We start from the raw sequence: 26,732 nt of genomic DNA, 5'->3' as shown, positions 1-26,732 counted from the left end.
GCGGGCGCGGGCGCGGGCGCGGGCGCGGTGCGGACACGGGCACGGACGGTCCGGCCCCGCCCGTGCCCGTGCTCCGGTGACGGTCAGTCGATCACCAGGACCAGCTTCCCCGTGGTCCGGCCGGTCTCGCCCCGACGGTGCGCCTCGGCGGCATCGGCGAGCGGGAACGTGCCGGCGATCGTGGCGCGCAGCCGGCCCGCCTCGACCAGCGCGGCGATCTCCTTCATGCCGGTGTGGTCGGCGTCCACCAGCATCCGTACCGCCCGGACCCCGAGCCGTTCGGCCTCCTCGTGGAACTCCTGCGACCCCACCGGCAGGATCGACACCACGATCCCGCCCGGGCGCAGCACGCGCAGGGAACGCAGCGCGTAGTCGCCACCGATCGTGTCCAGCACGACGTCGACGTCCTTCACCACCTCGGCGAAATCCGTCTCCCGGTAGTCGACCGGCTCGTCCACGCCGATGCCGCGCAGGAAGTCGTGCTTGCCCGCGCTCGCCGTTCCGATCACGTACGCGCCGCGCGCCTTCGCGATCTGCACGGCCACGTGGCCGACCCCGCCGGCCGCCGCGTGGATCAGCACCCGCTGTCCCGGCCGCAGCCCGGCCCGCTCCACCAGGGCCTGCCAGGCGGTGAGCGAGACCAGTGGGAGAGCGCCCGCCCGGACGTGGTCGATCCCGGCCGGCTTCCGGGCGAAGGCACGGGCCGGGGCGGTCACGTACTCGGCGTGCGAGCCGTGTCCGAACGGGTAGGGCAGCATGCCGAAGACCTCGTCGCCGGGCTCGAACAGGGCGACGCCGATGCCCACCTCCTCCACCACTCCGGAGACGTCCCAGCCGAGCACGAACGGCGGCTCGCCGAGGAAGCCGCCCGTCTCGCGGTGCTTCCAGTCGGTGGGGTTGACCCCGGCCGCCCGCACCCGGACCAGTACCTCGTTCGGGCGCGGCGCCGGGCGGGGGAGCCGTACCTCCTTCAGGACCTCGGGGCCGCCGAGGACGTCCTGGCCGATGGCTCGCATCGTGTTGTCGTTGCTCATGCCGTTCAGCCTGCCGGGCCGCCCGCCGATCGGGTAGTGGCAAGATTGCCACCCTCCGATACGATCGTGCCATGTGGCGGACGAAGCGCACGGCGCGGCGCACCGAACGGGTCGTGGTCCTCGCCCTCGACGGCGTCTATCCCTTCGAACTGGGCATCCCCGCCCGGATCCTCGGCGCCGCCGACGGCCGGTACGAGGTGCTGACCTGTACCGCCGACGGCCGGCCGGTGCGCAGCAACGCCGACTTCGGCATCACCGTCGACCACGGTCCCGAGGCGCTGGCCACGGCGGACACGGTCGTGATCGCACCGGTTTCACCCGACCGGGTGACCGACGGACTGCCGGAGGAGGTGGCGGCGGCCCTCGCGCTCATCCGTCCCGAGTCGCGCATCGTCTCCATCTGCACCGGCGCCTTCGTGCTCGCCGCGGCCGGTCTCCTCGACGGGCGGCGGGCGACCACGCACTGGCAGCTCGCCGGGCTGTTCCGGCGCATGTACCCGCACGTCGAGCTCGACCCGGACGTCCTCTTCGTCGACGACGGCCGGATCCTGACCTCCGCCGGAGCCGCGTCCGGGGTGGACGTCTGCCTCCACCTCGTCCGCGGGGACCACGGCAGCAGGCTGGCCAACACGGTCGCCCGGCGCTGTGTGGTCCCGCCGTTCCGGGACGGCGGGCAGGCCCAGTACATCGAACAGCCGGTTCCCGAGCTGGGTGCCGTGAGCACGGCGGCCACCCGGGCCTGGGCGATGGAACGCCTCGGCGAACCGCTGGCGCTGGCCGACCTCGCCGCCCACGCCCGGATGAGCCTGCGCACCTTCGCCCGCCGCTTCCACGACGAGGTGGGCCTCAGCCCCGGGCGCTGGCTGATCCAGCAGCGCGTCGCCCGGGCCCAGCACCTGCTGGAGTCCAGTGACCTGACGGTGGACCAGATCGCGGGACGGGTCGGCTTCGCCACCGGTGCCTCGCTGCGCCGGCATCTGCACGCCGCCATCGGGGTCTCGCCGCAGGCCTACCGCCGTACGTTCCGGACGGTACGGTGACCGAAGCGAACGCCGTTTCCCCGAAGGGGACTTGAGCTGTACGCACGCGCACTCCTCCCGGAAGTCACCGGGCGCGGGACCCGACTGAATCCGGAGAGCGGGGATAGGTGTCACTTACCGGGCGGGGCAGGAGCGCCCCGCGCCCCGGACCCTGCGGAGGAGACATGGCACTGGTGACTGCGGGCGTCGTGGTGCTGGACTGCGCCGAACCCGAGAAACTCGCCGAGTTCTACAAGGAGTTGCTGGCGGCGGAGGAGGTCGACGCGAACGCCAACCGGGTGGAGATCCGGACCGCCGACGGCTTCCGCCTCGCCCTGCGCCGCGACGTCAACGCGACCCCGCCGAGCTGGCCCCGCCCGGAGAACTCCCTCCAGGCGCATCTGGAGTTCGTGGTGGACGACCCGGACGCGGTGGAACGCCGGATCGTGAGCCTCGGCGGCCGCCCGATGGAGGCGGGCGATGCGTCCGGGCCCATGGAGGAGCGCGGTTACGCCGATCCGGCCGGCCACTCCTTCACGGTCCGCCGAGGAGCCCCGACGGCACCCAAGCAGGGGTGACCCTCCGCACACGGCGTGGTGGTGCGGCGGCGCACCCGCCCCTCCCGGGCCGGTCCCGAGGGGACGGTGCGGCCGGGAGGGGCGGGTGCGGACGGATCAGTCGCGGCCGCCCTTGTCCGGGGCCGGCCAGGTGCCGGTGGAGCGTTCGATGACCTTGGCGCCCGCGCGGTCCACGGCGCTGCGCACCACCGCGAAGATGGCGCCCTGGATCGCCGCGGCCAGCAGGATCTCGCCCCAACGGCGATCCCGGTCCAGTGCGTCGGGCGCGTCGTCCTCGTGCCGTACCACCTTCCAGACCTTCTGGAAGGCGAGCCCCGCCACGGTACCGCTCGTCCAGCCCAGGACGAACCCGATGGGCTTGTACGCCAGGGGGAGCTTCTTCTTGTTCTTCTTCGCCACGTGGATCTCCTAGTTCTGCTTCCGTCGGTGGATGAGTGGGGTCGGGGCGGTCAGGGGCGGCCCCGCGCCGGAACCTCCTCGCCGGCCGGCACCGGCCCGGGCGGGGTCCCGTCCCCGAACGGCCGACCGCCCAACTCCTCACGGTGATGGGGCGTCAGCCAGCCGGACAGGTCGGGGCCGAGCGGCACGATGCCGGACGGGTTGATCCCGGTGTGCACCTGGTAGTAGTGCCGCTTGATGTGGTCGAAGTCGACGGTGTCGCCGAAGCCGGGTGTCTGGTACAGGTCACGGGCGTACGCCCACAGCACCCGGTTCTCCGTCAGTTTCCACCGGTTGCACTTGAAGTGGCCGTGGTACACGGCGTCGAACCGCACCAGCGTGGTGAACAGGCGGATGTCCGCCTCGGTGATCGTGTCACCGACCAGATACCGCTGCCCCTCCAGCCGCCGCGCCAGCAGTTCCAGCCGCCGGAACACGCCCGTGCACGCGGCCTCGTACTCCTCCTGGCCGGTGGCGAAGCCCGCCCGGTACACCCCGTTGTTGACGTCCTCGAAGACGTCCGCCATCACCGCGTCGATCTCGTCGCGCCGCTCCCGCGGATACAGGTCGGGCGCGCCCTCGCGGTGCAGGGCCGTCCACTCGGTGGCGAGGTCGAGGGTGATCTGCTGGTAGTCGTTGGTGACCAGCTTCCCGCTGGGCACGTCCACGACCGCCGGCACGCTCACCCCGCCCGGGTGGTCCGTCTCCCGCCGGTCGTACGCCTCGCTCAGGTACCGGATGCCGAGGACCGGGTCACGGCCGTCCGGATCCAGGGTGAAGCGCCAGCTGCGGTCGTCCTGGACGGGGTCGACGACGGCCAGGGACAGCGCGTCCTCGAGCCCGAGCAGCCGCCGGGACACCAGCGACCTGCTGGCCCACGGGCAGGCACGGCTGACGACGAGCCGGTAACGCCCGGCCTCCACCGGCCACCCGTCCCCGCCGTCGGCGGTGATCCGGTCCGCGAAGTGCGCCTTCGACCGCTTGAACGCCTTCCTGCCGTATGAGCTGTTGCCGACGCCTCCGTCGTCGCGGGCCATGGTGACCTCCTCCTCGCCGTGCGGGTGCCCCTGTCACCGCGTTCCCCGTTTTCCGCGGTCGGCACGGTATGACCCGGGCCGGCCGGGGCAAGCGGCCGACGTGAGCACACGATCGGATCGTAGAACCCGGGTCACCGTGCTGGTGGCACTCGCGGCCAATCTGGTGATCGCGGTCGCCAAGGCCGTCGGAGGCGTGGCCGCGGCCTCGCCGGCCCTGCTGTCGGAGGCGGCGCATTCGGTGGCCGACAGTCTGAACGAGGTGTTCCTGCTGACCGCGCTGCGGCGCAGCCGGCGCCCGGCCGACCGGCGTCACCCCTTCGGATACGGCAAGGAGCGTTTCTTCTGGTCGCTGCTCGCCGCCGTCGGGATCTTCGTGATGGGCGGCTGCTTCTCCTTCTTCCAGGGTGTCGAGGCCCTCAGGACCGGAGGCGAGGAGGAACTCGACGGCTACGTGGCCGGGCTGATCGTGCTCGGCGTGGCCCTCCTCGCCGAGGGCGGCTCGCTGCTGCGGGCGCTGTACCAGGTGCGGGCGCAGGGCGGTGCGGGCCAGGGACTGCGCGACCCGGCGCTGCGCACGGTGGTCGCCGAGGACGGCACCGCGGTGCTGGGCGTCACCCTGGCCATCATGGGCATGACGCTGCACATGGCCACCGGGCAGGTGGTGTGGGAGGCGTCCGCCTCGCTCGCCATCGGCGCGCTGCTGGTCTACGTGGCCTACCGGCTGGGACGCGAGACCCGTGACCAGCTGATCGGTCAGGCCGCGGACCCGGAGGCGAGCGGGCGGATCCGGGCGCTGCTCCAGGCGCAGCCGGAGATCGACAGCGTGGAGGCGCTGTTCACGATGAAGACGGGCCTCGACACCGCGCTGGTGGCCGCCCGCGTCGACCTGGTGCCCGGCCTGGACAGCGAGCGGGTGGAGGAGGTCGCCGTGCGCATCAAGCGGTCCATCGCCGGAGTGGTCCCCGAGGCGGACCAGATCTTCCTCGACGTCACCGACCGGCACGCCCCCGACGCGCGGGAGGCATGGGAAAGCCCCGCCGCGACGGGGGAACGCGGCGGGGCCTGACCCACGCGTGCCCGGCGGACCGCGCTTCATGCGCACCGGACCGAAGAAAACTCTCCCCGTCCGCGCGGGCGTCCCGCGCGACGGGGCGTTCCGGGCGTCCCGTGCGGGCGGTTTCCTCCGACGTCAGTCCTCGTCGGCCGGCTCCAGCACGAAGACCGGGATCTCCCGGTCCGTCTTCTTCTGGTAGTCGGCGTACGGCGGATGGGCCGCGACGGCACGCTTCCACCACTCGGCCCTCTCGTCCCCGGTGACCTCGCGGGCCGTCAGATCCCGCTTCACCGGGCCGTCTTGGAGCTCGACACGCGGATCGGCCTTGAGGTTGTGGTACCAGACCGGGTGCCTGGGCGCTCCGCCCAGCGACGCCACGGCCGCATAGCGCCCCTCGTGCTCGACCCGCATCAGCGGCGTCTTGCGCAGCTTGCCGCTCTTCGCGCCCCGGCTGGTCAGCAGGATGACGGGCCTGTCCGTCCCCCGCAGGGTGGTCCCCTCCAGGCCGCCGGAACTCTCGTACAGTTCCACCTGCTCGCGCACCCACCGCGTCGGGCTGGGTTCGTACTCGCCTTCGAGAGGCATGGCAACCGTCCTGTCGTCGTCGCGTCCTGCGGCTGACTCGATCACACACACAACACCCCCGCATCCGGGAATCATCCGTACCGGGAGCGGTCCCCGGACCGGTGCACGACCTCGGAGGTCATCACGCCGACGAAGCGGCCGCGGCAGAGTGGTGGGCGTTCGCACCGAACCCGGCCGGAGGAGACACCCCGCCATGACCGTGACCGACGCGACCACCACGTCCACGAGGACAGCCTCGCCGTGGCCCGCGCGTTCGCCGCCCGGCCGGCACCCGGACGGCACGCCTGGGGTCTTCCGTTCGGGTCAGGCCGGGGCGACCGCCATCCGTACCGCGAGTGCCGCCATCACCCCGCTCGCCACCAGCGCGGTCACCAGCCGTCCCCGGTGACCGGTCAGCGCCCGGCCCAGCAGGGCGCCGCCCCCGGCCAGCAGCACCTGCCAGCTCGCGGACGCGGCGAACGCCGCCGTCACGAACACGGTCTGCTCCACGGCCCCGGCCGTCTGCCCGCCCTGGGAGCCGAGCACGAGCGCCGCGAAGTAGATCACGGTGGTGGGATTGAGCAGGGTGATCCCGAGCAGCGCCAGATACGCCCGCGCGGGGCCCGGGGGAGCGGGGTCGGAGCGGACGGCGAGCCGGTGGCCGCGGTACCGCCGTACCGCGGTGGCCGCTCCCCACGCCGCCAGCGCGAGCAGCACCAGCACGCAGACCCAGCGCAGCGGCCCCAGCGCGGGCCGCAGCGCCGACGCCAGGGCGGAACCGCCGACCGTGGCCGCGAGGGCGTACAGCCCGTCGGCCGTGGCGATGCCGAGGGCCGCGCAGACTCCGGTGCGCAGGGAGGTGCGGGCGGTGAGGGAGACGAGATAGGTCCCGACGGCACCGACGGGGACGGCGATGCCGTACCCGGCGAGCAGCCCCGCGACGAGGGCGGCCGTCACGGGTGCGGTGGCGTCGGTCCTCCCCGCAGGCCGGGCCGCTGCTGTCGGCCCGCGGCAGGGGCGGTGTCGGACAGCGGCATCGGGACGCGGAACGTAGCCATGGCTGAATCCTGGGGCCGGACGCCCGGGACGGACAACCGGTTTTCCGGAGGCACGCGAGGCGCCCGGCCGCCCGCCGTCGGCCTCACACCGCCCGCAGCAGCAGGCCCGCCGCCTCGCGGGCCCGGGCGGCGGGCTCCGTGGCGCGGGTGATGCCCGCGGTGACCATCGCGCCCTCGGCCAGCAGGTACAGCTGCCCGGCCAGCGTGTCGGGCAGTCCGGCGTCGGCGACGAGACGGGCGAGGTACGCGTGGAACGCCTGCTTGTGCGCCCGGACCCGGGCGGCCACACGGGGCGAGGTGGCGCCGAGCTCCCCGTGGGCGTTGATCCAGGCGCAGCCGCGGAAATCCGGTTCGGCGAACCACTCCTCGAGCCGGTCGAAGACGGCCAGGACGCGCCGCCTCGGATCCTCGTGCCGGTCGACATGGGCGGCGAGCTGTTCGCGCCAGCGGGTGTCACGCCGCTCCAGATAGGCCTCCACCAGCAGTTCCTTCGAGGGGAAGAGCTGGTAGAGCCGCTTGAGGGAGACCCCGGACGTGCTGCGCACGTCGTCCATGCCGACGGACTGCACCCCGCGCCCGTAGAACAGCTCCTCCGCGGCGTCCAGTGCCCGCTCGCGGGCGGCTGCGCTGTCCATGGACCGACCACTCCTTGACGTGAGAACGAGCGTTCTCCTACGGTAGCAGGACCATGGAGAACGGTCGTTCTCCCGAGTTCCTCCCAGCCCGCCACCCCTTCTCCAGGGAGACACCGTGACCGATCGCCCGCCCCTGCCCCCGTTCACCCGCGAGAGCGCCGCGCAGAAGGTCCAGGCCGCCGAGGACGCCTGGAACACCCGCGATCCGCACAGGGTCGCCCTCGCCTACGCGCCGGACTCGGTGTGGCGCAACCGCGACACCTTCGTCACCGGCCGCGCCGCGATCGTCGAGCTGCTGACCGCCAAGTGGGAGCGCGAGCGGGAGTACGCGCTGCGCAAGGACCTCTGGGCCTTCGACGGCAACCGCATCGCGGTGCGCTTCCAGTACGAGTGCCGGGACGCCGACGGCCAGTGGTGGCGCTCGTACGGCAACGAACTGTGGGAGTTCGACGAGCACGGTCTGATGACCCGGCGCGAGGCGAGCATCAACGACGTGCCGATCGAGGAGCAGGACCGCCGCATCCTCGGACCGCGTCCCGAGTCGGAGCGGGGCCGCGCTCTCCCGGTCCGATGAGGGGGGAAGAGGAATTTCCTTCGCGGCCACCGGGGCAGTGACCGGGGTTCCCGTCCGTCCGAGCGGGGGAGCCCCCGGTCGCCCGGCGCGCGGCCGGGCCGCCCGCCCCGCCGCGTCAGGGACCGTCGCCCGGTTCGAGCACCGTGAGGAACACCGTGGACGCGTTGCCGGAGACCGGGACCGGACCGGCCCGCCACGGCACCTTCAACGGCTCCCGTTCGTCCGGCGGGGTCACCAGGAGCGCCGCCGGCGTGGCCGTGCGGGCGCCGCTCACCCCGGGACTCGCGTACCGCAGTCCCGCCCAGGCGCTCTCGCCGGGTGCGAGCGTGACGGTGACCGCGTCGCCGGGGGAGCGCTTCGGGTCCGGGCCCAGTTGCTCGCCGGACGCGTCCACGAAGGCGGCGCCCGGATGGCCGTGCAGCGTGCAGGTGCGGGAGGAGGCGTTCGTCAGCACGACGGGGAAGTTGCGCTGTCCCGCCCCCGGGTCCACACGGCCGACGGCGGCGCTCAGCTCGGAGGTGTGACACCGGGTCCCCGAGCGGTCCGTGCTCCCGGTGGCCGCCGGAACCGCGTCGCTCGGGGAAGCGGCGGCCCCGCTCGGGGCGGTGCCGCGTGGGGAGTCACCGCTCGTCCGTCCGGTGAGCGCCGTGGGCCGTGGGGAGGCGTCCGCCGTGCCGCTCTCGGTGCCGCAGGAGACCAGCGCGCCCAGCACGGCCAGCGCGCTCGCGACCGAGGCGACGGACGCTGCCGTGCGCCGTGACCTGTTCGCCATGCTCCACCCCGTCCGTAGAGGTTTCTCATGTACGGTCGTCCGCGCCCGCCCGTCCGGAGGGGCGCTCTCACATCTCGTCCACCAGGGCCATCTCCGCCCAGATGGTCTTGCCGTCGGCCGTGTGCCTGCTGCCCCAGCGCTGGGTGAGCTGCGCGACCAGCAGCAGCCCCCGGCCGCCCTCGTCCCAGGTCTTGGCCCGCCGCAGGTGCGGGGCCGTGTGGTTGGTGTCGGACACCTCGCAGATCAGCGTCGTGTCGTCGTGGATCAGCCGCAGCCGGATCGGCGGGGCCCCGTAGCGGATGGCGTTGGTGACCAGCTCGCTCACCACCAGCTCGGCGGTGAACGACGCCTCGGTCATCGCCCAGGCGGCCAGCTGGTCGAGGACCTGCTTGCGGATGGGGGCGACCAGCGCCGGGTCCGCGGGAATGTCCCAGGTGGCGACCTGCGACGACGGCAGTCCGTGCGTACGGGCCAGCAGCAGGGCCACGTCGTCGGGCGTGCCGCCCGGTGAGAGCAGGGCGTGCAGGACGCGGTCGCAGGTCTCGTCGAGCGAGCCGGAGGCGCTCGACAGCGCCTCGCGCAGCAGGGCCTGACCGACCTCCGTGTCCCGCGCGGGGGACATGATCAGCCCGTCGGTGTAGAACGCCAGCACCGTGCTCTCGGGCAGCGAGAACTCGGCCGACTCGAAGGGCAGCCCACCCGTGCCCAGGGGCGGACCGGAGGGCAGGTCGAGCTGCCGGGCCGGGCCGCCGGGCGGGATCAGCACCGGCGAGGGATGCCCCGCCCGAGCCAGGGTGCAGCGCCGCGACACCGGGTCGTACACCGCGTACAGGCAGGTCGCGCCGACCTCGCCGGGACCGGTGTCGCTGCCCCACTCGTGCGACAGGTGCTGGACCAGGTCGTCGAGGTGGGTGAGCAGCTCGTCGGGGGCCAGGTCGATGTCGGCGAGGGTGCGTACGGCGGTGCGCAGCCGGCCCATGGTCGCGGAGGCCTGGATGCCCTGGCCGACGACGTCCCCGACCACCATGGCCACCCGCATCCCGGACAGTGGGATCACGTCGAACCAGTCGCCGCCCACACCGGAGCGCGCGGCCGGCAGGTAGCGGGTGGCCGCCTCCACGGCGGCCGTGCGCGGCAGGGTGCGGGGGAGCAGGCTGCGCTGGAGCGCGAGGGTGGTCTCGCGTTCGCGGGAGTAGCGGCGGGCGTTGTCGACGCAGATGGCGGCGCGCGCGGTGACCTCCTCGGCCAGCAGCACGTCGTCGTGGGTGAAGGGATCGGGCCGCCGGAAGCGGGTGAAGGCGGCGACGCCGAGGGTGGTACCGCGCGCCTGGAGCGGGACGGACAGCATCGAGTGGACGCCGAACTCCCGGACCTGCCGGGCGCGAGCCTCGTCCACCGCGAGCCACGGGTCGAGGTCACCGGACTCCACCGAGGCCACGACGCTGTGGCCCGCGATCAGCGAGTCGGCCTGGGGCGCGGCGGCCGGGTAGACGACCACCTCGCCGACGTCGGCGACCGACTCGGGACTGCCCGGGGTGAGGGAGTGATGGGCGACCCGGCGCAGGGAGACCGGCGTGGTCAGCGGGCCGGCGGGGTCACCGCCGGGTTCCTCGGGTTCGAGCAGGTCCACGCTGACGAAGTCGGCGAGCGCGGGCACGCACACCTCCGCCAGCTCCTGCGCCGTGCGAGTGACGTCGAGGGTGGTGCCGATGCGGATGCTGGCCTCGTTGACCAGCTGCAGCCGTTCCCGCGCCCGGAACTGCTCGGTGAAGTCGTGGGCCGTCACGCACACGCCCCGCACCCGGCCGGAGCCGTCGGCGAGCGGCGCGAGCCGGGCCAGCCAGGCGTGCGGGCGGTCCTCGCCGGTGGCCTTCATGTACGTCTGCATGTCGTGCGGCCGGCCGGTGCGCAGCACCCGGCGCATGTGCTGCTCCAGTTCGAAGTGCTGGGGCCGGCCGCCGACGTCGGTGGGCTTGAGCCCCCGCAGGTGGTCGGCCGGCAGTCCGAGGAGGTCCGCCATGGCGTCGTTGACCCCGCGCAGCCGCAGCCGCTCGTCGAAGACCATGGTGGCGCAGGGCGACTGGAACACGGCCGTTCTGACCAGCGGATCGTCGGGCAGTGCGTGCTCGCCGACCTCCAGCGGGGTGACGGCGAGCCAGTCGCCGGGACCGCCGTCCGCCGGCTGTCTGTGGTGGGCGAGCACCCACACGGTGACGGTGCCGCCGCTGCGGTGCCGCAGGGCGAGCGAGCCGCTCCAGCGCGCGTTCAGCGGGGGGTGGGGCATCCCGGTGCCGGCGGCCAGCAGTTCGGCGGCCGGGCGGCCGACGACCTCCTCGGCGGTGTGTCCCAGCAGCAGGCGCGCGCCCTCGCTCCACCGCGTGAGCGTGCCGTCGGCGGCGATGACGGCCCGGGCCGTCACGGCATCGTCGAACGGGTCGTCCGGCCTCATCGTCGCCACTCCATCACGCACACTCACCGTGAACCGGTGTATCGCCTGAGTTCCAGCCTAGTGCGTCACGGCCCGGCGCGGAGCGGAACCCCGTTCCGGCTGCCACGTCGTGCAGTCCTGTCCCAACCGTTGACGGAGTGTCACCCCTGCCACAACCATGGTCTGCGTACCGGGGATGGGAGCGCTCCCATCGGATGTCCGTCCCTTCCCCGCGCCACCCGCACCTCCCTCAGAGGAGCCCAGACGTGAACAGACGCAGAACCGCCCTGCTGTCCCTGACCGGCCTGCTGGCGGCCACGCTCACCGCGCTGCCCGCCGCACCCGCCGGGGCCGACGAGGCCGAGCAGGTCAGGAACGGCACCTTCGACACCGGCACCGACTCCTGGTGGGCCTCGGCGAACGTCACCGCGGGCGCGTCCGACGGCCGCCTGTGCGCCGACGTCCCCGGCGGCACCACCAACCGCTGGGACGCCGCCGTCGGGCAGAACGACATCACGCTGGTGAAGGGGGAGTCGTACCGCTTCTCCTTCGCCGCGACCGGCTCGCCCGCGGGGCACGTCGTCCGGGCGATCGTCGGTCTGTCGGTCGCTCCGTACGACACCTACTACGAAGTCACCCCGCAGCTCAGCGTCTCCGGCGACACGTATTCCTACACCTTCACCTCACCCGTCGACACCACCCAGGGCCAGGTCGGCTTCCAGCTCGGCGGCAGCGCCGACCCCTGGCGGTTCTGCATGGACGACGTGTCCCTGCTCGGCGGGGTCGCGCCCGAGCCGTACGTACCCGACACCGGGCCCCGGGTCCGTGTCAACCAGGTCGCCTACCTGCCCGCCGGACCGAAGAACGCCACCCTCGTCACCGACGCCACCGAGCGCCTGCCCTGGCAGCTGAAGGACGCCGACGGCGATGTGGTCCGGCGGGGCTGGACCGTGCCGCGCGGTGTGGACGGCTCCTCCGGGCAGAACGTCCACTCCATCGACTTCGGCGCCCACCGGGGACGCGGCACGGGGTACACGCTGACCGCGGACGGCGAGACGAGCCGGCCCTTCGACATCGACGCGAGCGCGTACGAGCGGCTGCGGCTGGACTCGGCGAAGTACTACTACACCCAGCGCAGCGGCACCGCGATCCGCGACGACCTGCGTCCCGGCTACGGGCGTCCGGCCGGACACGTGGACGTGGCGCCCAACCGGGGCGACGGCGACGTGCCCTGCCAGCCGGGCGTCTGCGACTACACGCTGGACGTCACCGGCGGCTGGTACGACGCAGGCGACCACGGCAAGTACGTCGTCAACGGCGGCATCAGCACGTGGGAGGTGCTCAGCACCTACGAGCGCGCCCGGCACGCCCGCACCGGACAGGCGGACAAGCTCGGCGACGGGACCCTGAACATCCCGGAGAGCGGCAACAAGGTGCCGGACATCCTCGACGAGGCCCGCTGGGAGCTGGAGTTCCTGCTGAAGATGCAGGTGCCCGAGGGCGAGCCGCTGGCCGGCATGGCCCACCACAAGATCCACGACGAGCAGTGGACCGGGCTGCCCCTGCTGCCCAGCGATGACCCGCAGAAGCGGGAACTGCACCCGCCGACCACCGCCGCCACCCTGAACCTCGCGGCCACGGCCGCCCAGGCGGCGCGCCTGTACCGGCCGTACGACAAGGAGTTCGCCGCCCGGACCCTGGCGGCCGCGCGCCAGGCGTGGGCGGCGGCCCTCGCCCACCCGGAGAGGTACGCCGACCCGGACGACGGCATCGGCGGTGGCGCCTACCCCGACGGCGACGTCACCGACGAGTTCTACTGGGCGGCGGCCGAGCTGTACCTCACCACGGGCGAGCGGCAGTTCAAGGAGTACGTGCTGGACTCCCCGGTGCACACCGCCGACATCTTCGGTCCCCTCGGCTTCGACTGGTCGCGCACCGCGGCGGCCGGCCGGCTCGACCTCGCGACCGTGCCGAACAAGCTGCCCGGCCGGGACAAGGTCCGCCACTCCGTGGTCAAGGGCGCCGACCGTTACCTGGCCACGCTGAAGGCCCACCCGTACGGCATGCCGTACGCACCGGCCGACAACGTCTACGACTGGGGCTCCAGCCACCAGATCCTCAACAACGCGGTCGTCCTCGCCACCGCCTACGACCTCACCGGCGCCTCGAAGTACCGTGACGGCGCGCTGCAGAGCATGGACTACATCCTCGGCCGCAACGCCCTGAACATCTCGTACGTCACCGGCTACGGAGAGGTCCACGCGCAGAACCAGCACAGCCGCTGGTACGCCCGCCAGCTCGACCCGAACCTGCCGAACCCGCCCGCCGGCACTCTGTCCGGCGGACCCAACTCCAGCATCCAGGACCCCTACGCCCAGTCGAAACTCCAGGGCTGCGTCGGCCAGTTCTGCTTCATCGACGACATCCAGTCCTGGTCCACCAACGAGCACACCATCAACTGGAACGCCGCCCTGACCCGCATGGCCTCCTTCGTGGCCGATCAGGGTTAGACGCCGATCAGGGGCGGATGCCGTCCCGCCGGGCCGGCGGCCGTTCGGCCGCCGGCCCGTGCGCCACGAGCTCCCGGTCGGGCTGCTGCGGGCCCGGGCAGACGCGCCGGGTGACGGCGAGCACCACCGCCGGGACGGCGAACACCGCGATCCGCACCGCCCACGTCACCGTGTTGATCGACCGATGGAACCGGGCCGCCACGACGTCGTTGCCGCCGCCCGCCGGCAGGACGAGACGGAGGCTGATCCAGGCCGCCCCGATCGCCGTGCGGACCGGACGGTCGCGCGGACGGTCCAGGAGGTGGCGCTCGCCCCGCCCACCGGTGAACCGGGCCTCCAGGAACGGGTACACGCCGGTGAGGACCAGCACCACGAAGCTGTACAGACAGATCTCGCCGAGCAGGAAGGACCAGTGGTCCGGGAACACCCTGCGCAGGTACTTCCGGCCCAGGGTGTGGGTTTCCGGCCCAGGGTGTGGGTGCCGAGCCGGCCGTCGAACCAGTCGGCGAGCCGCTCCCCCCGGCCGGCCCGCTCCACGGCCCTCACGCCTCCTCCCCGCGCACGTGGGTGAGCTTGTCGGGGTCGGCGACGACGTAGACCCCGCACACCTGCCCGCCGTCCGGGGTGAGGTCGAGGACCACGGCGGCGAACGGGGAGCCGGCCCGGAACAGCACCGCCGCGTCGTCGCCGTTGACCCGGCGGTGGCGCAGTTCGAGATCGCGCGGTCCGCGTCCGGAGGCGTATCCGCCGAGCGGCCGGGCCGCCTTGTCACGTCCGTGCGCCGGGCGCAGCGCCGCCGGTTTGCGCTTGCCGCCGCCGTCCGTCCACACCGTCACGTCCGGCGCGAGGATCTCCATCAGGGCGGTGGTGTCCCCGCCGAGCGCCGCCCGCACGAACCGTTCGGTCGCCTCCCGCCCCACCCGTGGATGCGCCCGGAAACGGGGCCGCCGGGCGTGTACGTGCTCCCGGGAGCGGCGCGCCGGCTGCCGTACCGCCGCCGGGGTGCGGTCGATGATCTCCGCGATCCCGGCGTGCGGGTAGCCGAAGACCTCGCCCGGCACGAACACCGCGCGCTCCAGGGGCGTCGGTGACTCCAGCACCACCGGCATCGCCAGCGACACCGACTCGGCGCGCAGTGCCGGGGCGCCCGCGTCCTCGTCCGTCACCAACGGCTCGGGCAGCCAGGGACCGACGTGGGGCTCCCGGCCGCGGCCGGTCGCGGCACGGCGCTCGAGCGCGTGGTTCAGCGCGACCCGTACGAGGCAGGCGCGCGGGTTGGCGACCCCGTCCAGGGACGCGCCTGCACCGCGGGCCGTCCAGGACGGCCAGGTCTCCTGCGGGACGTCGTCCGTGTCGGCGACGCTGCCCAGCATGTTGTGGACGATGCCGGACAACAGCTCGCGACGGCCGGGGAACACCTCGGTCGCATCGTCGAGCCGGGCGTCGGTGCCGGGAACAGCGGTCCGGGACATGACTGGCCTCCCCGGTGCGCGCTCACCGCTGGGAGGGGGGAAGCGGGCCGGAATGTGACACCGAAGGGCGCGCGTGTGACGCACCTCTCAGCCCGGCACCTGCCCCGTCCTCGGCAGGTACCGCTCGATATGCCGCGTGAGCTGGGGTTATTTACGTGCCAGTACCCGAGCGGTACCGTGGGGGCATGCCTGCTCTCAACGTGGAGTTCAGCGACCGCGAGCTGGAGGACCTGCGGCAGATCGCCAAGGAGCGCGGTACGTCCATGAAGGCGCTCGTGCGGGAGGCGGCCGCGGCCGACATAGCCCGCCACCGGGCGCTGCAGGAGGGCGCGGAGGAGTTCCGCCGCTTCTTCGCGTCCCACGCCGACGAATTCGCCGCCGCGTTCCCGGACGACGAACCCCCCGCCAAGGGCGAGGGACGGGCCGCCTGACCGATGGCCCACGTCCTGCACATCGACGTGCCCTGGTTGCTCCAGCGGCACGAGGAGGTCCTTCCGGACCAGCCCAGCATCAACGACTTCTCCGCGCTGGTCGCCGCCGTCGCCCGGCACCGCGTCGACCCGCCCCGCCTCGGCGTGGACTCCGACCCGGCCTGGCGGGCCGCGGCCCTGCTGCACACCCTCGCCGTGCTCCGGCCGCTGCCGTCGGCCAACGCCCGATTCGCCTGCGCCACAGCGGTGGCGTACATGTTCGTCAGCGGTGTCGGCATCGACCCGCCCTACGGCGCCCTCGTCGACCTCGCCCGCGATCTGATGTCCGGTACGACGGACGTCTACGGCGCGGCGGACCGGCTGCGGTCCTGGCAGATCTGAGGGGTGTACGGGCCCTTTCGGGGCCGCCGGCCGAGGGCGGGGGGAGCGGGGCCGGCGGCCGTGCGCGCAGGGGAGCCGCCGTCCTGCGCGGTGGCCTCCGAGAAGGGCCGTGACCAGGTGACCGCGCCCCGGCGCGCGCCGGGAGCGTGCGCGGCGCACCCGGCAGGTGCGCGGAGTTCACACGGGGTGCGGAACACTCCCGGCGCGCTCCGGCTCGCTCTCCCGGCACCCCTTTCGCCGTCCGGACGCGCACCACGGGAAAACCCGGATCGAAAGCCGGTGCGAGAGGCGTGGGCCGCCTTCCCTTTCTGACTTTCTGTCAACGCGCAGATCTTGCTCAACCGCCTTGTTGGCCGCGCGCGGGTTGTGCGAGAGTGAGCCACCCGTGCGGGGGGTAAAGGCCGGGCTCGCACGTCAGTTGATGAACCGGGTCCGATTCGCCGTCGGCGAATTCGCCCCTCGCGCGTCGCGCCAAAGAGGTATACACCATTCGGGACTCCCTTTTCGGCGTCGGAACTTCTGAGTCACTGCGCGTGGGAAAGGAACCATCTCAGTGCCCACCCCCCACCCCCCTCGACCTCCGTATCCCCCGCCCGGCGGGGATCCCGGGGAATCCGACGAGTTCCTCGCCGCCCGGTTGCGGGGCCGTCCGGAGGGCGAGGCCGCCCGTGCCGTCGCGCTGCTGACGGCGCGGCACTGGCAGGCCATGCACGACTACGCGGCCGTCTGCCTCGCCTCCTCCGGGCCGGCCGCGGCGATGGTCACCGGAGCCGCCCTGCACCGGGTCCTGGACCGGGTCGTCCTCGGTGAATCGGCCGTCGCGCTGCGCCCGGTGCTGCTGGTGGCCGTGCGGGACACGGTCCGGGAGTGGGCCGCCGACGATCGAATAACCGGTGTTCTGCCCGCGCTGCAGAAACCGGCCGGCGGACGCGGTATGCGCGCGGCGTCGACCATGACTCCGGAAAATCGCACGCTCGCTCAGCGGGCATTCCGCTCCCTGCCCGCACTCGCGCGCTGTTTGCTGTGGCACGTCGAGGTCGAGGCGGAGCCCATTTCCGTCCCGGCCGGTCTGCTCGGCATGGATCCCGACATCGCGTCGGGCGCACTCGAACGGGCACGCGACACATTCCGTCGAGGTTGTCTCCACGCCCATCAGGAACTGTCACCGACGAAGGACTGCCGCTTCTACAACCGTCTCCTCGACGTCCCCGCCCGCCGGGGCGGGGCTCTGCTGCCGGACGTCCGGCAGCACCTGGCGGAGTGCCGCCACTGCCGGAACGCGGCGGAACAACTCAGCCATTTCGAGGGCGGGCTGGGCACGCTGCTGGCCGAGGCGGTCCTCGGCTGGGGCGCCCGGCGCTATCTCGACTCACGTCCCGGCCGCGCGGTGCCGGGTCCGCGCGGCGGCCGCGCCGCCCGCCGCGGGCGCCGGCGCGGCGGAGGGCGGCCCGGCGGCGGACGCCACCGCCTGCTGTCCCGGATTCCCGTTCCCGCCCGCCTCACGGGCATCGCGCTCCCGGACCCGGTGCGCTCCACCCGCACGCTCCTCACCGGCATCGGCGCCGTCTCCGCCGGGGTGCTGGTGAGCGTGCTGATCGCCGGGTCCTCCACACCGGACGGCGGTGCCGCCGACCCGACCGGAGCCACCGGCGCGGCGGGCGGCGGCGCCTCCGTGCCGTCCGTGTCCCCGCCCGGCGCCGCGGGACTCCCCACGACGCCGGAGCGCGTCCGGCTGCGCAACGTCGCCTCCGGCCTGTGCCTCGACAGCCGGGGCGAACCCCGGGACGGCGTGGGTGCCCGGCTGGTGGAGTGCTCCGCGCAGTGGACCCAGCAGTGGACGTACGAGGACGACGGACTGCTGCGCAGCGCGGCCGACCCCGGTCTGTGTCTGGACTCGCACAAGGACGCCGGTGTCGTCGTCCTCGGCACCTGCGCCGACCCGGGCGGCCGGCGGGGCGACGACGTGCGCTACGACCTCACCGGGCGGGGCGAGCTGCTGCCCCGCTGGGACGGACAACTGGCCCTCACCCCGACCGCCCTTGACGCGAACGCCGACATCGTCGTCAAGGTGCGCGGCCGGACCGCGGACCAGCGCTGGGCGGCCGAGCCGGTACGGGCCGCCGAGGGCTCCCTGTCGATCAGCGGCACCGGGACACCGGCCGCGCGCCACGCGGAGCTGACCCGTCCGGTGATGTGAGCCGTCCGCCGGGGCGGGGGCGACGGCTGCCCGCCCGCCCCGGCGACCGGCCCAGGCGCGTCAGGCGGTCCCCTCCACGAGGTCGGCGGGCCCGACCGTGGACGGCCCGGCATGCCCCGACAGGGCGAGGGTGAGGTCCAGTTCGGCGAGCAGGCAGCGGATCACATGCTCCACACCGGCCTGCCCGTCGAGCCCGAGCCCGTACACGTACGGCCGGCCCAGCAGCACCGCCCGCGCGCCCAGGGCGAGGGCCTTGAAGACGTCGTCGCCGGTGCGCACCCCGCTGTCGAACAACACGGTGAGCCGGTCGCCGACGGCCTGAGCCACGCGGGGCAGCGCGTCCGCCGCCGCGATCGCCCCGGCCACCTGGCGGCCGCCGTGGTTGGACACCACCACGCCGTCCATCCCGGCGTCGGCGGCGAGCCGGGCGTCGTCCGGGTGCAGCACGCCCTTGAGGACGATCGGGCCGTCCCAGTTCTCCCGCAGGAACGCCAGGTCCGGCCAGGTCTTGGCCGGGTCGGCGAACATGCCGACGAAGTGCACCACCGCCGCGTCCGGGTCCTCGTGCACCGGCTTGGCCAGCCCCGCCCGGAAGGCCGGGTCCGAGAAGTAGTTGGCGGTGCCCACCCCGCGCAGGAACGGCAGGTACGCCTGGTCCAGATCGCGCGGCCGCCAGGACAGCAGGGGAGTGTCCAGGGTGACGACGAGCACCGTGAACCCGGCGGCCTTCGCCCGGCCCAGGAAGCTCCGGGCCACCTCCGGGTCCTTCGGCCAGTACAGCTGGAACCAGCGCTCCGCGTCGCCCATCGCCTCGGCGACCTGCTCCATCGGGGTGCTGGAGGCGGAGGACAGGACGAACGGAACGCCCTGCGCGGCGGCGGCCCGGGCGGCGGCGGACTCGGCGTCCGGGTGCATGATCGACAGCACTCCGACCGGCGCCAGTGCCAGTGGCGCCGGCAGCGCGCGGCCCAGCACCTCCACCGACAGGTCGCGTTCGTGCACGTTCCGCAGCATGCGCGGGACGATCCGGCGACGTTCGAGCGCGGCCCGGTTGGCACGGGCCGTGCTGCCGTCTCCCGCGCCGCCCGCCACATAGCCGACCGGGCCCGGTCCGAGCCGCTGTTCGGTCAGCTCCTCCAGCCGGGTCAGATCCGTGGGCAGCCGGGGCACGGCACCCGTCATCCCGTTCAGGTAGATCTCGTACTGGAAGTCCGCCCAGTGCTTCGCCATCCGTCCCGCCCCGTCCTGTCGAGCCGCGCCGTCCCGACGCATACTGGCGAGTACGTGCGGATCCGTCCAGCGCCGGGCGACCGGGAGGTCAGCGGTCGGCGGCCGCCTCGTGCAGGATCCGGGCCAGTTCGCGGGGCCGGGAGAACATCGGCCAGTGGCCGGTGTCCGTCGTCACCAGCTCCCAGTCCTCGCTCTCCAGCAGCTTCGCCGCGGCGGGCAGGGGCTCGTCGCCGTCCAGCAGGCACTTGACGTACGTCGTCGGCAGCGCGCCGAGCGGACCCGTGAGGACGGCCGGTTCGGTGAGCGTGGCGCCCGGGTGCGGGGTCGATCCGGCCACGATGCGGGCTGTCTGCTCGTCCGTCAGGCCCTGGCCCGCGTAGTCGTCCGCCTCCAGGGGCGGCCAGAAGCCGTCGTTGGCCTCGATCGCCCGCCGGACGTGGTCGCTGGGCCAGCCCGCGAGGTCCGGCTCGCCGTCGACCGGCACGTTCGCGTCGACGAACACCACACGCCGGAGCCGGTCACCGATCCGCTGGGCCGCCTGGCCGACCGGCACGCCGGAGTAGCTGTGCCCGACGAGGACGACGTCGCGCAGGTCGAGCCGCTCCACCTCGTCCACGACGTCCTGGACGTGGGTCTGCTGTCCCGCCGGCAGACCCTGCTTCTCCGCGAGGCCGGACAGCGTCAGCGGATGCGCCTCGTGCCCGGCCGCGCGCAGTTCGGCGGCCACCTCGTCCCACGCCCACGCCCCGAGCCAGGTACCGGCCACCAACACGAAATCAGTCATGCCCGGCACGGTAAGGCGTGTCACTGACAACGCCGTTCACCCACCGTCGGCGGCGGACGCCTCCTCCTCCGGCCCGGCGTCCGGGCCCTGGGCCCGCACCCGCTGCACGTGTTCGAGGGACTCGCGCAGTTCGGTGAGCCAGTCGTCGGTGTGCCGCTGGACCAGGCGGACGCACCAGGCCAGCGCGTCGCTGCGGCTGCGGGCCACCCCGCCGGCGATGAGGGTGTCGAGGACCTGGCGCTCCGGCTGGCGCAGCCGGGTCATGACGGGCGCGGCCACATGGGTGAACAGGGCGCGGCGACCGTCGCACTCCACGCCCCAGGAGACCTTCCGGCCGAAGCGGTGCTCGGCGTCCCGGGCGACCGACATCCGGGCCTCCCGGGTGCGTTCCCGGAACTCCTGGATCCGGCCCTCGACCGTCGCCTCCCGCTCGGCCGGCGAGGCGTCCCGGGCCGGCCGGGGTCCGGGGACGCGGCCGATCACCGTGATCTCCTCGCGGTCGACCGTGACCTCGATCAGTTCCTCGAAGAGATCGTCGGGGAGCCGGCCCGCGAACCAGCCCCGCAGTCGTTCTCGTTGCTCGCTGGTAATCATGTAATGACGATTACTCGCGCCTTTCATGAACACAAGGGGCTGCGGAACGGTCCGCCGACAGCGGAATCGGAATGTTTCAGGCCGATTAAGGAGCGGCCGGTATTCGGCCATCTGGCCACTTCGCGCGTCCGGCGGCCGTGCGGTTACAGGGGCGACGTTCACATCTTCCGTGACTTCCCGCCACTGATTCAACACGCAAGGTTACTGAAATGCGCACGGTCGAGATGAGTTTCCGTCGCGGACTCGGCAGACTCCCGCTCGCCGGTTCGGCACCGACCGAGCACGAGCCGGCGACTCGTCGACACGAGCGGAAGGATGCACACAATGCGGAACACCGCGCGCTGGGCCATCACCCTCGGCCTCACGGCCGCCGCCGTCTGCGCACCCCTGACCGGGGCCGCGCTGGCCGCCCCGGGAAGTGCCCCCTCCGCGCTCTACGCCCCGTCGGCCCTGGTGCTCACCATGGGCCACGGCGAGAGCGCGATGACCGCCGCGCCGGAACGCGCGGCCACCTTGACCTGCGCCCCCGGCCCCTCGGGCACCCACCCGGCCGCCGCGTCGGCCTGCGCGGAGCTGAACGGCGTCGATGGTGACCTCGACGCCCTGACGATGCGAGAGGGCGTCTTCTGCACCAAGGAGTACGACCCGGTGGTCGTCACCGTGGCCGGGGTGTGGCGGGGGGAGCGCGTCTCCTACGAGCGGGTCTTCTCCAACGAGTGCGTGATGAACGCTCACGGTTCGAGCGTCTTCGCGTTCTGAGACCGGGATCGCACGGTTCCCGTGACCGCGCGGCGGCCCGCAGATTGGGGAGTGCGAGCCCTCTCGCGGAGCGTGCGATCCCGCGCAAGGAGGCCGGCGGGCGGAGTGGGGCCGCCCGCCGGCCTTCCGGAGCCTCACGACGTCACGGCCGCCCGCCGCCGTCGGGAGACCTCAGGACTCCCCGGACTCCCGGGTGCGGTCCCGGTGGCTGGTGTCGCACCACGGATGGCGCCGACTGCGGCGACAGGTGCACAGCGCCACGCGGAAGCGGTCGGAGGACACGATCGTGCCGTCCTCCAGCTCCACCTCCACCGGCCCCTCCACCAGCAGCGGGCCCTTGCGCCGGACGGTGAGGCGACGCGGGGCGTCAGACGGGGAATTCGGCACGGACCACCACCAGCTCTTCCTTGTTCTCGGCGTTCTCGGCCGGCGGCAGCAGCCCCTGCTCCCGCAGCCAGTGCTCCCTGGCCCGCAGCACCGGACCGAACGCGATGTGCCGGCGCCGCGTCACCGCGGCCTTCATCCCGGCCTCCCGCAGGTGACCGAGCGTCAGCTCGGGACCGCTGAGCGCGGACTGCACGAGCAGCAGCACGCCGCCGGGCCGCAGCAGCGCCGGTGCCTCCCGGCAGATCCGGTCCAGCACGAGCCGCCCGTCGCCACCCGCGTCCCAGGCCCGGGCCGCGCCGCGCGGCGGCCTCTCCCCGCCGGGCGCCGGGACGTACGGGGGATTGGTGAGGATCAGGTCGAACGACTCGCCCCGCACCGGGTCGAACAGGTTCCCGCGCCGCACCCGCACCGGAACCCCGGCCATCAGCGCGTTCAGCCGTGCGGCGCACGCCGCCCGCCACGAGACGTCGACCGCGGTCACGCGCGTACCGCGCCGGGCGGCCTCCAGTGCGAGGGCGCCGGACCCGGTCCCCACGTCGAGAACGTCCGCGCCCGGCGGGACCGGCTCGTCGGACAGGGCGCCGATCAGCAGCTCGGTGTCCTCCTGAGGGGCGTACACGCCCGGGGGTGTCAAAGGATTCACGAACGTCCGGGTACCCCCGTGCTCAGGAGACATGGGTGAACTCCCGAGCCAGGGGCGTACGCAGCGACGAACGGCCCGCGTGCCAGTCGGAGAGCAGCCGGTCGCCGAGCCGGTCCTCCGCGAACACCGTGGCGTCGACGCCGAAGGCGATGTCCGGGGCGAGGTGCGGCTCGTCCTCCAGCAGACCGCCGATGACGTCGTGGCGGACCACCTGCTCGTGCACCGCGTCCGCCTCCACGTGCTCGTCGTAGAAGTGCTCGGCGGCCGGCCCCGCGCCCGTGCGGCGCATCGCCTCGGCGAGCCGCCGGGAACCCGGTGAGGAGGTGATCTCGACCGCCGCGAAGTGGCCCACCAGAGCGCCCCTGAGGGAGCGGTGCAGCCCGAAGAGCGACATGAGGTTCACCGTGACCAGGAGCTCGGCGCACGCGGCGTCCAGGTAGCGGCCGTACGTGGTGTCCAGGCCCAGGTCCGTCATCAGGTCGGCGAACAGGCGGGCGTGCACCCGGTCGGGGCGGCCGCCGCCGTACTCGTCGAACTCCACCGCCGCCATCGCCGCCTTGGCGCGTCCGCGCAGCCGGGGCAGCACCCAGGCGTGCGGATCGGCCTCCTTCAGGTGGTACAGCGACCGCTGCGCGGCGTACTCGCGTACGTGCCACAGCTCGCCCTTGTCCCGCAGGAAGTGACTGACACCGGTGCCGTCCACCGGCTCCACCAGGATCTCGGCGAGCGCGTCGTCGACGCCGTCGTGCCGCGGGGCGTCCGCGCGCAGGGCGGCGAGGAAGCGGTCCTCCAGGACGGCACGGGTCCGCAGCAGCTCCGGGTCCCATTCGAGGTCGGGCGCCACGCCCGCGAAACCGCGGTAGTGCAGTTCGTAGCACAGGTACAGGGCGAGCTGGAGATCGTCGCCGTACACGGGGGCGGCGGCCGCCTGCCCGGGCGTGGGCAGCGGGCCGGTGCCCCGCAGGTACTCCTCGACGGCGGCGCTGAGGGGGCCGCGCGGTGCGGGCAGCCGGGGTTCTTCGCGCAGGTGGTCCATGTGCTTCGGGTACCCGGGCCGCGCCGGGTCACCCCGCCCGCCCGGACGCCCGCCCCGGGGTGTTTTGTTCCGGTATGAAGGCACTCGTGATCAACTGCACCCTCAAGAAGTCACCGGAGACCTCCCACACCGAGGCGCTCTTCCGTACCGTCACCGAGCAGCTGGGGAAGGACGGCGTGGAGGTCGACGTCGTCCGCGCGGTGGACCTGGACATCGCCCGGGCGTGGTCAGCGAGGCCGTGCACGAGGGGGACGCCTGGCCGGAGATCCACGCGAAGATCCGCGCGTCCGAGATCCTCGTCATCGCCTCGCCGACCTGGCTCGGACAGCCGTCGTCGGTGGCCAAGCGGGTCCTGGAGCGGATGGACGCCATGCTCTCCGAGACGGACGACGAGGGCCGGCCGGTCGCCTGCAACCGGGTCGCGGGCGTCGTCGTCACCGGCAACGAGGACGGCGCCCACCATGTGATCAGCGAAATCACGGGCGGCCCGCAGGACATCGGCTACACGATCCCCGGCCAGGCGTGGACCTACCGGAACCAGGGCCCCGGACCGGGGCCCGGCTTCCTCGAGGGCGGGAGCGGCCACGACTGGTCACGGAAGACCGCCCGCGCCATGGCCGCCAACCTGCTGGGGGTGGCACGGGCCCTGGCGGCGCGGCCGCTCGGGCCGCCGCCGCAGTAGCCCGGACGTCCGTCAGTCCCCCCGGGACTCCTCCTGCGCCTCGGGGTTGGGCGTGATGGCATCCCCGGCCTCACCCCGGTGGCGACGGCGTTCGGCGGACTCCTCCCGGGTGCGGCGCTCGGCCTCCTCGACCTCGCGCAGCACCTCCTCGACGGCCGTCCGGGGCTCCTTGCGGTCGTCCTGCTCGGGCACAGGTGTCTCCCTTCGTCGGTACGCGTCGGTACTCGTCACTCGTCAGTACGTCCGCCGTGCGTTCACGGTCGGACCCGGCTGCGCGCGGCGGCGACGCGCAGCGGTACGGGATCGGCGGGGGCCGTCTCCTTCTCGTTGAGACGGGTGATCTCCGCCCACCAGGACGGTCCGTCCTCGATGTGGCGCAGCAGCACCCCCTCGCGCAGCGCCCAGGGGCAGATGGTCACCGTCCGGAGCCCGGTCAGCTTCATCGCCGTGTGCGCCACGACCGCGCCGGCCAGGCTCTGCGCGGCGCGCGGGGCGGAGATGCCGGGCAGTCGGGCGCGCTCGGCCGCGGGCAGCGCGGCCAGCCGGTCGATCGCCCCCCGCAGGTCGGCGCAGGACAACTCCCGCTCCACGAACGGCCCGTGCCGCCCGGGCGCGGCCCCGCACAGCCGCCCCAGCTGCTGGAAGGTGCGGGAGGTGGCGACCGCCGTGCGCGGTCCCTCCCAGCGGATCCGCGCCGCCACGTCCCGCAGCTGGTGGCGGACCCTGCGGCGCAGCGCCCGCACCTGCTCCGGAGAGGGCGGGTCCCGGTCCTCGAAGTACTCGTGGGTCAGCCGGCCCGCGCCCAGCGGCAGCGAGGCCACGAAGTCGGGCAGCCGGCCGCGCCCGAAGGCCACCTCCAGCGAACCCCCGCCGATGTCCAGCAGCGCGAGCGGCCCGGAGCGCCAGCCCATCCAGCGGCGCGCCCCGAGGAAGGTGAGCTCGGCCTCGACCTCGCCCGGCAGGGTGCACAGCTCGACGCCCGTCCGGGCCCGGACCGTGCGCAGCACCTCCTGCCGGTTCGGCGCGCCGCGCACCACGGCCGTCGCGAACGCCAGGGGCCCGGACGCACCCCACCGCGCGGCGGTACGGTTCGCCGCTCCCACGGCGTCGACCAGCCGCTCCACGGCCTGTTCCGGCACCGGGCCCCCGGGCACGATCTGCTCGGACAGCCGGATCGGCCACTTGGCCGTGTGCACCGGCAGCGGCACCCCGCCCTCCGCGTCCGCCACGACGAGTCTGACGGTCTTCGATCCGACGTCCACCACGCTGATCCGCATGGCCCGTGGGTACCCACTTACCGCGCGGGCCAACGGACGGGGAGCGGCGGACGACGAAGACACGCCCTATGTGTGACCGAACGGTGACGTTCCTTTGATCCTTCCCGCGCGAGGGCCGAGCGCTGCCGAACGGCGGCCGACGCGCGGCTGCGGAGCGCACCGCGGTCACACGCCGGTGGGCCAGGTCCCCTCCTCGTTGCCCCAGCGCTCCCGGGACGGGCGGCGGACGACGCCGATGGCACGGTGGTCGCTCACCTGCCCGAACCCTTCCCGGTCCCCGTCGGCGGCCGGCCCCGGGGCGTGCCGGCGGGCGGGGAGCAGAACAGCGCGTCCCGGCCGGGCGGCGCCTGGTGGAGGCGGTGTTCCGGGCTGCCCGGACGGGCCGGCGGGACGCGCATGACACGGGGGCGCGCGCCCCGGAAGTCCGCGGCCATCACGGTGCCCTCGTACGGTCCGAACCCCACCGGCACCACGTCACCGGCCGGACGGCGCTCACGGACGAGCTGCCCGACGTCGACCGTCCCCGCGCCGGCCATGCCGGTGGCCCGCGCGTCCCCGATGTGGGCGCTGCGCCCCCGCACACCGCCTCGGCGCCGAGCTCGTCGTGCGGCCCGCTCCCCCCACCGCGCCGGCGGCGGGCGCGGTTGCACCGCCTGCGCCCGGGTTTGCCGCGGTTGCGCGGGGGCACCCCGCACGTACGGATCCGGCCGCCTCCGCGGACCGTGTGCGGCGGCGGCATCCGGGACCGACCCCCTGTGCCCACCGACCCCGACGCGACGGGAGCGCGCGGATGACCAGAGCCGCCCAGCATCCGCACCCGTTCCCCGGCCCGGTGGGCCTGCGCATCGGTGTCCTCGGTTCCTACGGCGGTTTCAACATCGGTGACGAGTCCATCCTCGCCTGCGTGCTGGACTGCCTGCGGAGGCATCGTCCGGACGCCCGGCTCGTCGTCTTCAGCCGGAACGCCGAACACACCCGGGCCCATCACGACGACGCCGACGAGGTGGTGGACTGGGAGGGCGTCGCCCGGAGCCCCGTACTCGAGGTGCTGTCCGGTCTGGACCTGCTGGTGCTGGGCGGCGGCGGCATCCTCTACGACGGCGAGGCGCGCCGCTATCTGCGGCTGGTCCGCGCGGCGCAGGACCGCGGCGTCCGCAC

28 protein-coding genes and 2 pseudogenes are annotated in these 26,732 nt (G+C 73.7%); 11 read left to right on the top strand and 19 right to left on the bottom strand.

Annotated elements, in window-relative coordinates; genetic code table 11:
• Positions 1 to 83: 83 nt before the first annotated feature.
• Positions 84 to 1,034 carry an NADP-dependent oxidoreductase gene (locus RIM90_RS04030; protein ID WP_309059128.1) on the bottom strand — a complete coding sequence of 317 codons (951 nt, stop codon included), beginning with the start codon at positions 1,032 to 1,034 and terminating at the stop codon, positions 84 to 86.
• A gap of 71 nt (positions 1,035 to 1,105) precedes the next feature.
• Between RIM90_RS04030 and RIM90_RS04025 the strand changes: the two genes are divergently transcribed.
• On the top strand, positions 1,106 to 2,074 hold the full coding sequence (locus RIM90_RS04025; protein ID WP_309059127.1) for a helix-turn-helix domain-containing protein: 969 nt from the start codon (positions 1,106 to 1,108) through the stop codon (positions 2,072 to 2,074).
• Positions 2,075 to 2,238: 164 nt separating this feature from the next.
• Positions 2,239 to 2,631 carry a VOC family protein gene (locus RIM90_RS04020; protein WP_309059126.1) on the top strand — a complete coding sequence of 131 codons (393 nt, stop codon included), beginning with the start codon at positions 2,239 to 2,241 and terminating at the stop codon, positions 2,629 to 2,631.
• 96 nt (positions 2,632 to 2,727) lie between these two features.
• Here the strand turns inward: RIM90_RS04020 and RIM90_RS04015 are convergent, their stop codons facing one another.
• A complete protein-coding gene (locus tag RIM90_RS04015) occupies positions 2,728 to 3,030 on the bottom strand; it encodes a DUF4235 domain-containing protein (protein WP_309059125.1) in 303 nt (100 codons plus the stop codon).
• A 50-nt stretch (positions 3,031 to 3,080) separates the two neighbouring features.
• Positions 3,081 to 4,106 carry a glutathione S-transferase C-terminal domain-containing protein gene (locus RIM90_RS04010; RefSeq protein WP_309059124.1) on the bottom strand — a complete coding sequence of 342 codons (1,026 nt, stop codon included), beginning with the start codon at positions 4,104 to 4,106 and terminating at the stop codon, positions 3,081 to 3,083.
• A gap of 136 nt (positions 4,107 to 4,242) precedes the next feature.
• Between RIM90_RS04010 and RIM90_RS04005 the strand changes: the two genes are divergently transcribed.
• Positions 4,243 to 5,172 (top strand): cation diffusion facilitator family transporter, encoded by a 930-nt coding sequence (locus RIM90_RS04005; RefSeq protein ID WP_309059123.1) that lies wholly within the window; start codon positions 4,243 to 4,245, stop codon positions 5,170 to 5,172.
• Positions 5,173 to 5,295: 123 nt separating this feature from the next.
• Here the strand turns inward: RIM90_RS04005 and RIM90_RS04000 are convergent, their stop codons facing one another.
• From RIM90_RS04000 to RIM90_RS03990, 3 genes are all read right to left on the bottom strand, one after another.
• Positions 5,296 to 5,745: a nitroreductase family deazaflavin-dependent oxidoreductase gene (locus tag RIM90_RS04000; protein ID WP_309059122.1), complete on the bottom strand. Its 450-nt coding sequence runs from the start codon at positions 5,743 to 5,745 to the stop codon at positions 5,296 to 5,298.
• A gap of 303 nt (positions 5,746 to 6,048) precedes the next feature.
• Complete coding sequence (locus RIM90_RS03995) at positions 6,049 to 6,681, bottom strand: LysE family transporter (RefSeq protein ID WP_309059121.1); 633 nt, start codon at positions 6,679 to 6,681, stop codon at positions 6,049 to 6,051.
• 184 nt (positions 6,682 to 6,865) lie between these two features.
• Positions 6,866 to 7,417 carry a TetR/AcrR family transcriptional regulator gene (locus RIM90_RS03990; RefSeq protein ID WP_309059120.1) on the bottom strand — a complete coding sequence of 184 codons (552 nt, stop codon included), beginning with the start codon at positions 7,415 to 7,417 and terminating at the stop codon, positions 6,866 to 6,868.
• A 115-nt stretch (positions 7,418 to 7,532) separates the two neighbouring features.
• Here RIM90_RS03990 and RIM90_RS03985 point away from each other — a divergent pair, with 115 nt between their 5' ends.
• Entirely contained in the window at positions 7,533 to 7,991 is a 459-nt protein-coding gene (locus RIM90_RS03985) for a nuclear transport factor 2 family protein (RefSeq protein WP_309059119.1), read from the top strand.
• 115 nt (positions 7,992 to 8,106) lie between these two features.
• Here the strand turns inward: RIM90_RS03985 and RIM90_RS03980 are convergent, their stop codons facing one another.
• Positions 8,107 to 8,763: a DUF4232 domain-containing protein gene (locus RIM90_RS03980; protein ID WP_309059118.1), complete on the bottom strand. Its 657-nt coding sequence runs from the start codon at positions 8,761 to 8,763 to the stop codon at positions 8,107 to 8,109.
• A gap of 67 nt (positions 8,764 to 8,830) precedes the next feature.
• The gene (locus RIM90_RS03975) at positions 8,831 to 11,212 is read right to left on the bottom strand and encodes a SpoIIE family protein phosphatase (RefSeq protein WP_309059117.1); all 2,382 of its coding nucleotides are present in this window, start codon (positions 11,210 to 11,212) and stop codon (positions 8,831 to 8,833) included.
• 245 nt (positions 11,213 to 11,457) lie between these two features.
• Here RIM90_RS03975 and RIM90_RS03970 point away from each other — a divergent pair, with 245 nt between their 5' ends.
• A complete protein-coding gene (locus RIM90_RS03970) occupies positions 11,458 to 13,701 on the top strand; it encodes a glycoside hydrolase family 9 protein (protein WP_309059116.1) in 2,244 nt (747 codons plus the stop codon).
• A gap of 55 nt (positions 13,702 to 13,756) precedes the next feature.
• Here RIM90_RS03970 and RIM90_RS03965 read toward each other — a convergent pair.
• Together RIM90_RS03965 and RIM90_RS03960 are read right to left on the bottom strand one after the other, a co-directional pair.
• Positions 13,757 to 14,074 (bottom strand): annotated as a pseudogene (locus tag RIM90_RS03965) (ubiquinol-cytochrome c reductase cytochrome b subunit); the annotation flags it as partial.
• A gap of 169 nt (positions 14,075 to 14,243) precedes the next feature.
• Positions 14,244 to 15,173 (bottom strand): nuclear transport factor 2 family protein, encoded by a 930-nt coding sequence (locus RIM90_RS03960; RefSeq protein WP_309059114.1) that lies wholly within the window; start codon positions 15,171 to 15,173, stop codon positions 14,244 to 14,246.
• 185 nt (positions 15,174 to 15,358) lie between these two features.
• Here RIM90_RS03960 and RIM90_RS03955 point away from each other — a divergent pair, with 185 nt between their 5' ends.
• The 3 genes from RIM90_RS03955 (at position 15,359) to RIM90_RS03945 (ending at position 18,182) form a co-directional block, all read left to right on the top strand.
• Positions 15,359 to 15,604, top strand: coding sequence for a hypothetical protein (locus RIM90_RS03955; protein WP_309059113.1), 246 nt, complete (start codon positions 15,359 to 15,361; stop codon positions 15,602 to 15,604).
• Between the two features lie 3 nt (positions 15,605 to 15,607).
• On the top strand, positions 15,608 to 15,985 hold the full coding sequence (locus tag RIM90_RS03950; protein ID WP_309059112.1) for a toxin Doc: 378 nt from the start codon (positions 15,608 to 15,610) through the stop codon (positions 15,983 to 15,985).
• A gap of 553 nt (positions 15,986 to 16,538) precedes the next feature.
• Entirely contained in the window at positions 16,539 to 18,182 is a 1,644-nt protein-coding gene (locus RIM90_RS03945; protein ID WP_309059111.1) for an RICIN domain-containing protein, read from the top strand.
• 60 nt (positions 18,183 to 18,242) lie between these two features.
• On the opposite strand, the gene RIM90_RS03940 is transcribed toward RIM90_RS03945, so the two are convergent.
• The 3 genes from RIM90_RS03940 to RIM90_RS03930 all read right to left on the bottom strand — a co-directional run bounded on the left by RIM90_RS03940 (position 18,243) and on the right by RIM90_RS03930 (position 20,790).
• Positions 18,243 to 19,412 (bottom strand): lactate 2-monooxygenase, encoded by a 1,170-nt coding sequence (locus RIM90_RS03940; protein ID WP_309059110.1) that lies wholly within the window; start codon positions 19,410 to 19,412, stop codon positions 18,243 to 18,245.
• Between the two features lie 88 nt (positions 19,413 to 19,500).
• Positions 19,501 to 20,196, bottom strand: coding sequence for an alpha/beta fold hydrolase (locus RIM90_RS03935; protein WP_309059109.1), 696 nt, complete (start codon positions 20,194 to 20,196; stop codon positions 19,501 to 19,503).
• 36 nt (positions 20,197 to 20,232) lie between these two features.
• Positions 20,233 to 20,790: a hypothetical protein gene (locus RIM90_RS03930; protein ID WP_309059108.1), complete on the bottom strand. Its 558-nt coding sequence runs from the start codon at positions 20,788 to 20,790 to the stop codon at positions 20,233 to 20,235.
• Positions 20,791 to 21,114: 324 nt separating this feature from the next.
• Here RIM90_RS03930 and RIM90_RS03925 point away from each other — a divergent pair, with 324 nt between their 5' ends.
• Positions 21,115 to 21,549, top strand: a complete 435-nt coding sequence (locus RIM90_RS03925; protein ID WP_309059107.1) for a subtilase-type protease inhibitor — start codon at positions 21,115 to 21,117, stop codon at positions 21,547 to 21,549.
• 171 nt (positions 21,550 to 21,720) lie between these two features.
• Here the strand turns inward: RIM90_RS03925 and RIM90_RS03920 are convergent, their stop codons facing one another.
• From RIM90_RS03920 to RIM90_RS03910, 3 genes are read right to left on the bottom strand one after another with little or no spacing between them, the layout of a single operon-like run.
• Positions 21,721 to 21,936 (bottom strand): CDGSH iron-sulfur domain-containing protein, encoded by a 216-nt coding sequence (locus RIM90_RS03920; RefSeq protein ID WP_309059106.1) that lies wholly within the window; start codon positions 21,934 to 21,936, stop codon positions 21,721 to 21,723.
• Positions 21,917 to 22,612: a HemK2/MTQ2 family protein methyltransferase gene (locus RIM90_RS03915; RefSeq protein ID WP_309059105.1), complete on the bottom strand. Its 696-nt coding sequence runs from the start codon at positions 22,610 to 22,612 to the stop codon at positions 21,917 to 21,919. Before RIM90_RS03915 ends, RIM90_RS03920 begins: the two co-directional genes overlap by 20 nt.
• Entirely contained in the window at positions 22,602 to 23,615 is a 1,014-nt protein-coding gene (locus RIM90_RS03910) for an iron-containing redox enzyme family protein (protein WP_309059104.1), read from the bottom strand. Before RIM90_RS03910 ends, RIM90_RS03915 begins: the two co-directional genes overlap by 11 nt.
• A gap of 74 nt (positions 23,616 to 23,689) precedes the next feature.
• Here RIM90_RS03910 and RIM90_RS03905 point away from each other — a divergent pair.
• Positions 23,690 to 24,297: pseudogene (locus tag RIM90_RS03905) on the top strand (flavodoxin family protein).
• Positions 24,298 to 24,309: 12 nt separating this feature from the next.
• Here RIM90_RS03905 and RIM90_RS03900 read toward each other — a convergent pair.
• From RIM90_RS03900 to RIM90_RS03890, 3 genes are all read right to left on the bottom strand, one after another.
• Positions 24,310 to 24,489 (bottom strand): hypothetical protein, encoded by a 180-nt coding sequence (locus tag RIM90_RS03900; RefSeq protein ID WP_309059103.1) that lies wholly within the window; start codon positions 24,487 to 24,489, stop codon positions 24,310 to 24,312.
• 62 nt (positions 24,490 to 24,551) lie between these two features.
• Positions 24,552 to 25,574 carry a Ppx/GppA family phosphatase gene (locus RIM90_RS03895; protein ID WP_309059102.1) on the bottom strand — a complete coding sequence of 341 codons (1,023 nt, stop codon included), beginning with the start codon at positions 25,572 to 25,574 and terminating at the stop codon, positions 24,552 to 24,554.
• A 251-nt stretch (positions 25,575 to 25,825) separates the two neighbouring features.
• Positions 25,826 to 26,155 carry an erythromycin esterase family protein gene (locus RIM90_RS03890; RefSeq protein WP_309059101.1) on the bottom strand — a complete coding sequence of 110 codons (330 nt, stop codon included), beginning with the start codon at positions 26,153 to 26,155 and terminating at the stop codon, positions 25,826 to 25,828.
• A gap of 209 nt (positions 26,156 to 26,364) precedes the next feature.
• On the opposite strand from RIM90_RS03890, the gene RIM90_RS03885 reads away from it, so the two are divergent.
• A partial coding sequence (locus RIM90_RS03885; RefSeq protein ID WP_309059100.1) for a polysaccharide pyruvyl transferase family protein occupies positions 26,365 to 26,732 on the top strand: 368 nt, incomplete at its 3' end.

The organism is Streptomyces sp., assembly GCF_031181555.1.
Lineage (GTDB): Bacteria > Actinomycetota > Actinomycetes > Streptomycetales > Streptomycetaceae > Streptomyces > Streptomyces fimbriatus.
The sequence above is the reverse complement of the archived record's forward strand: the minus strand, read 5'-3'. Positions and strand labels throughout refer to the sequence as shown.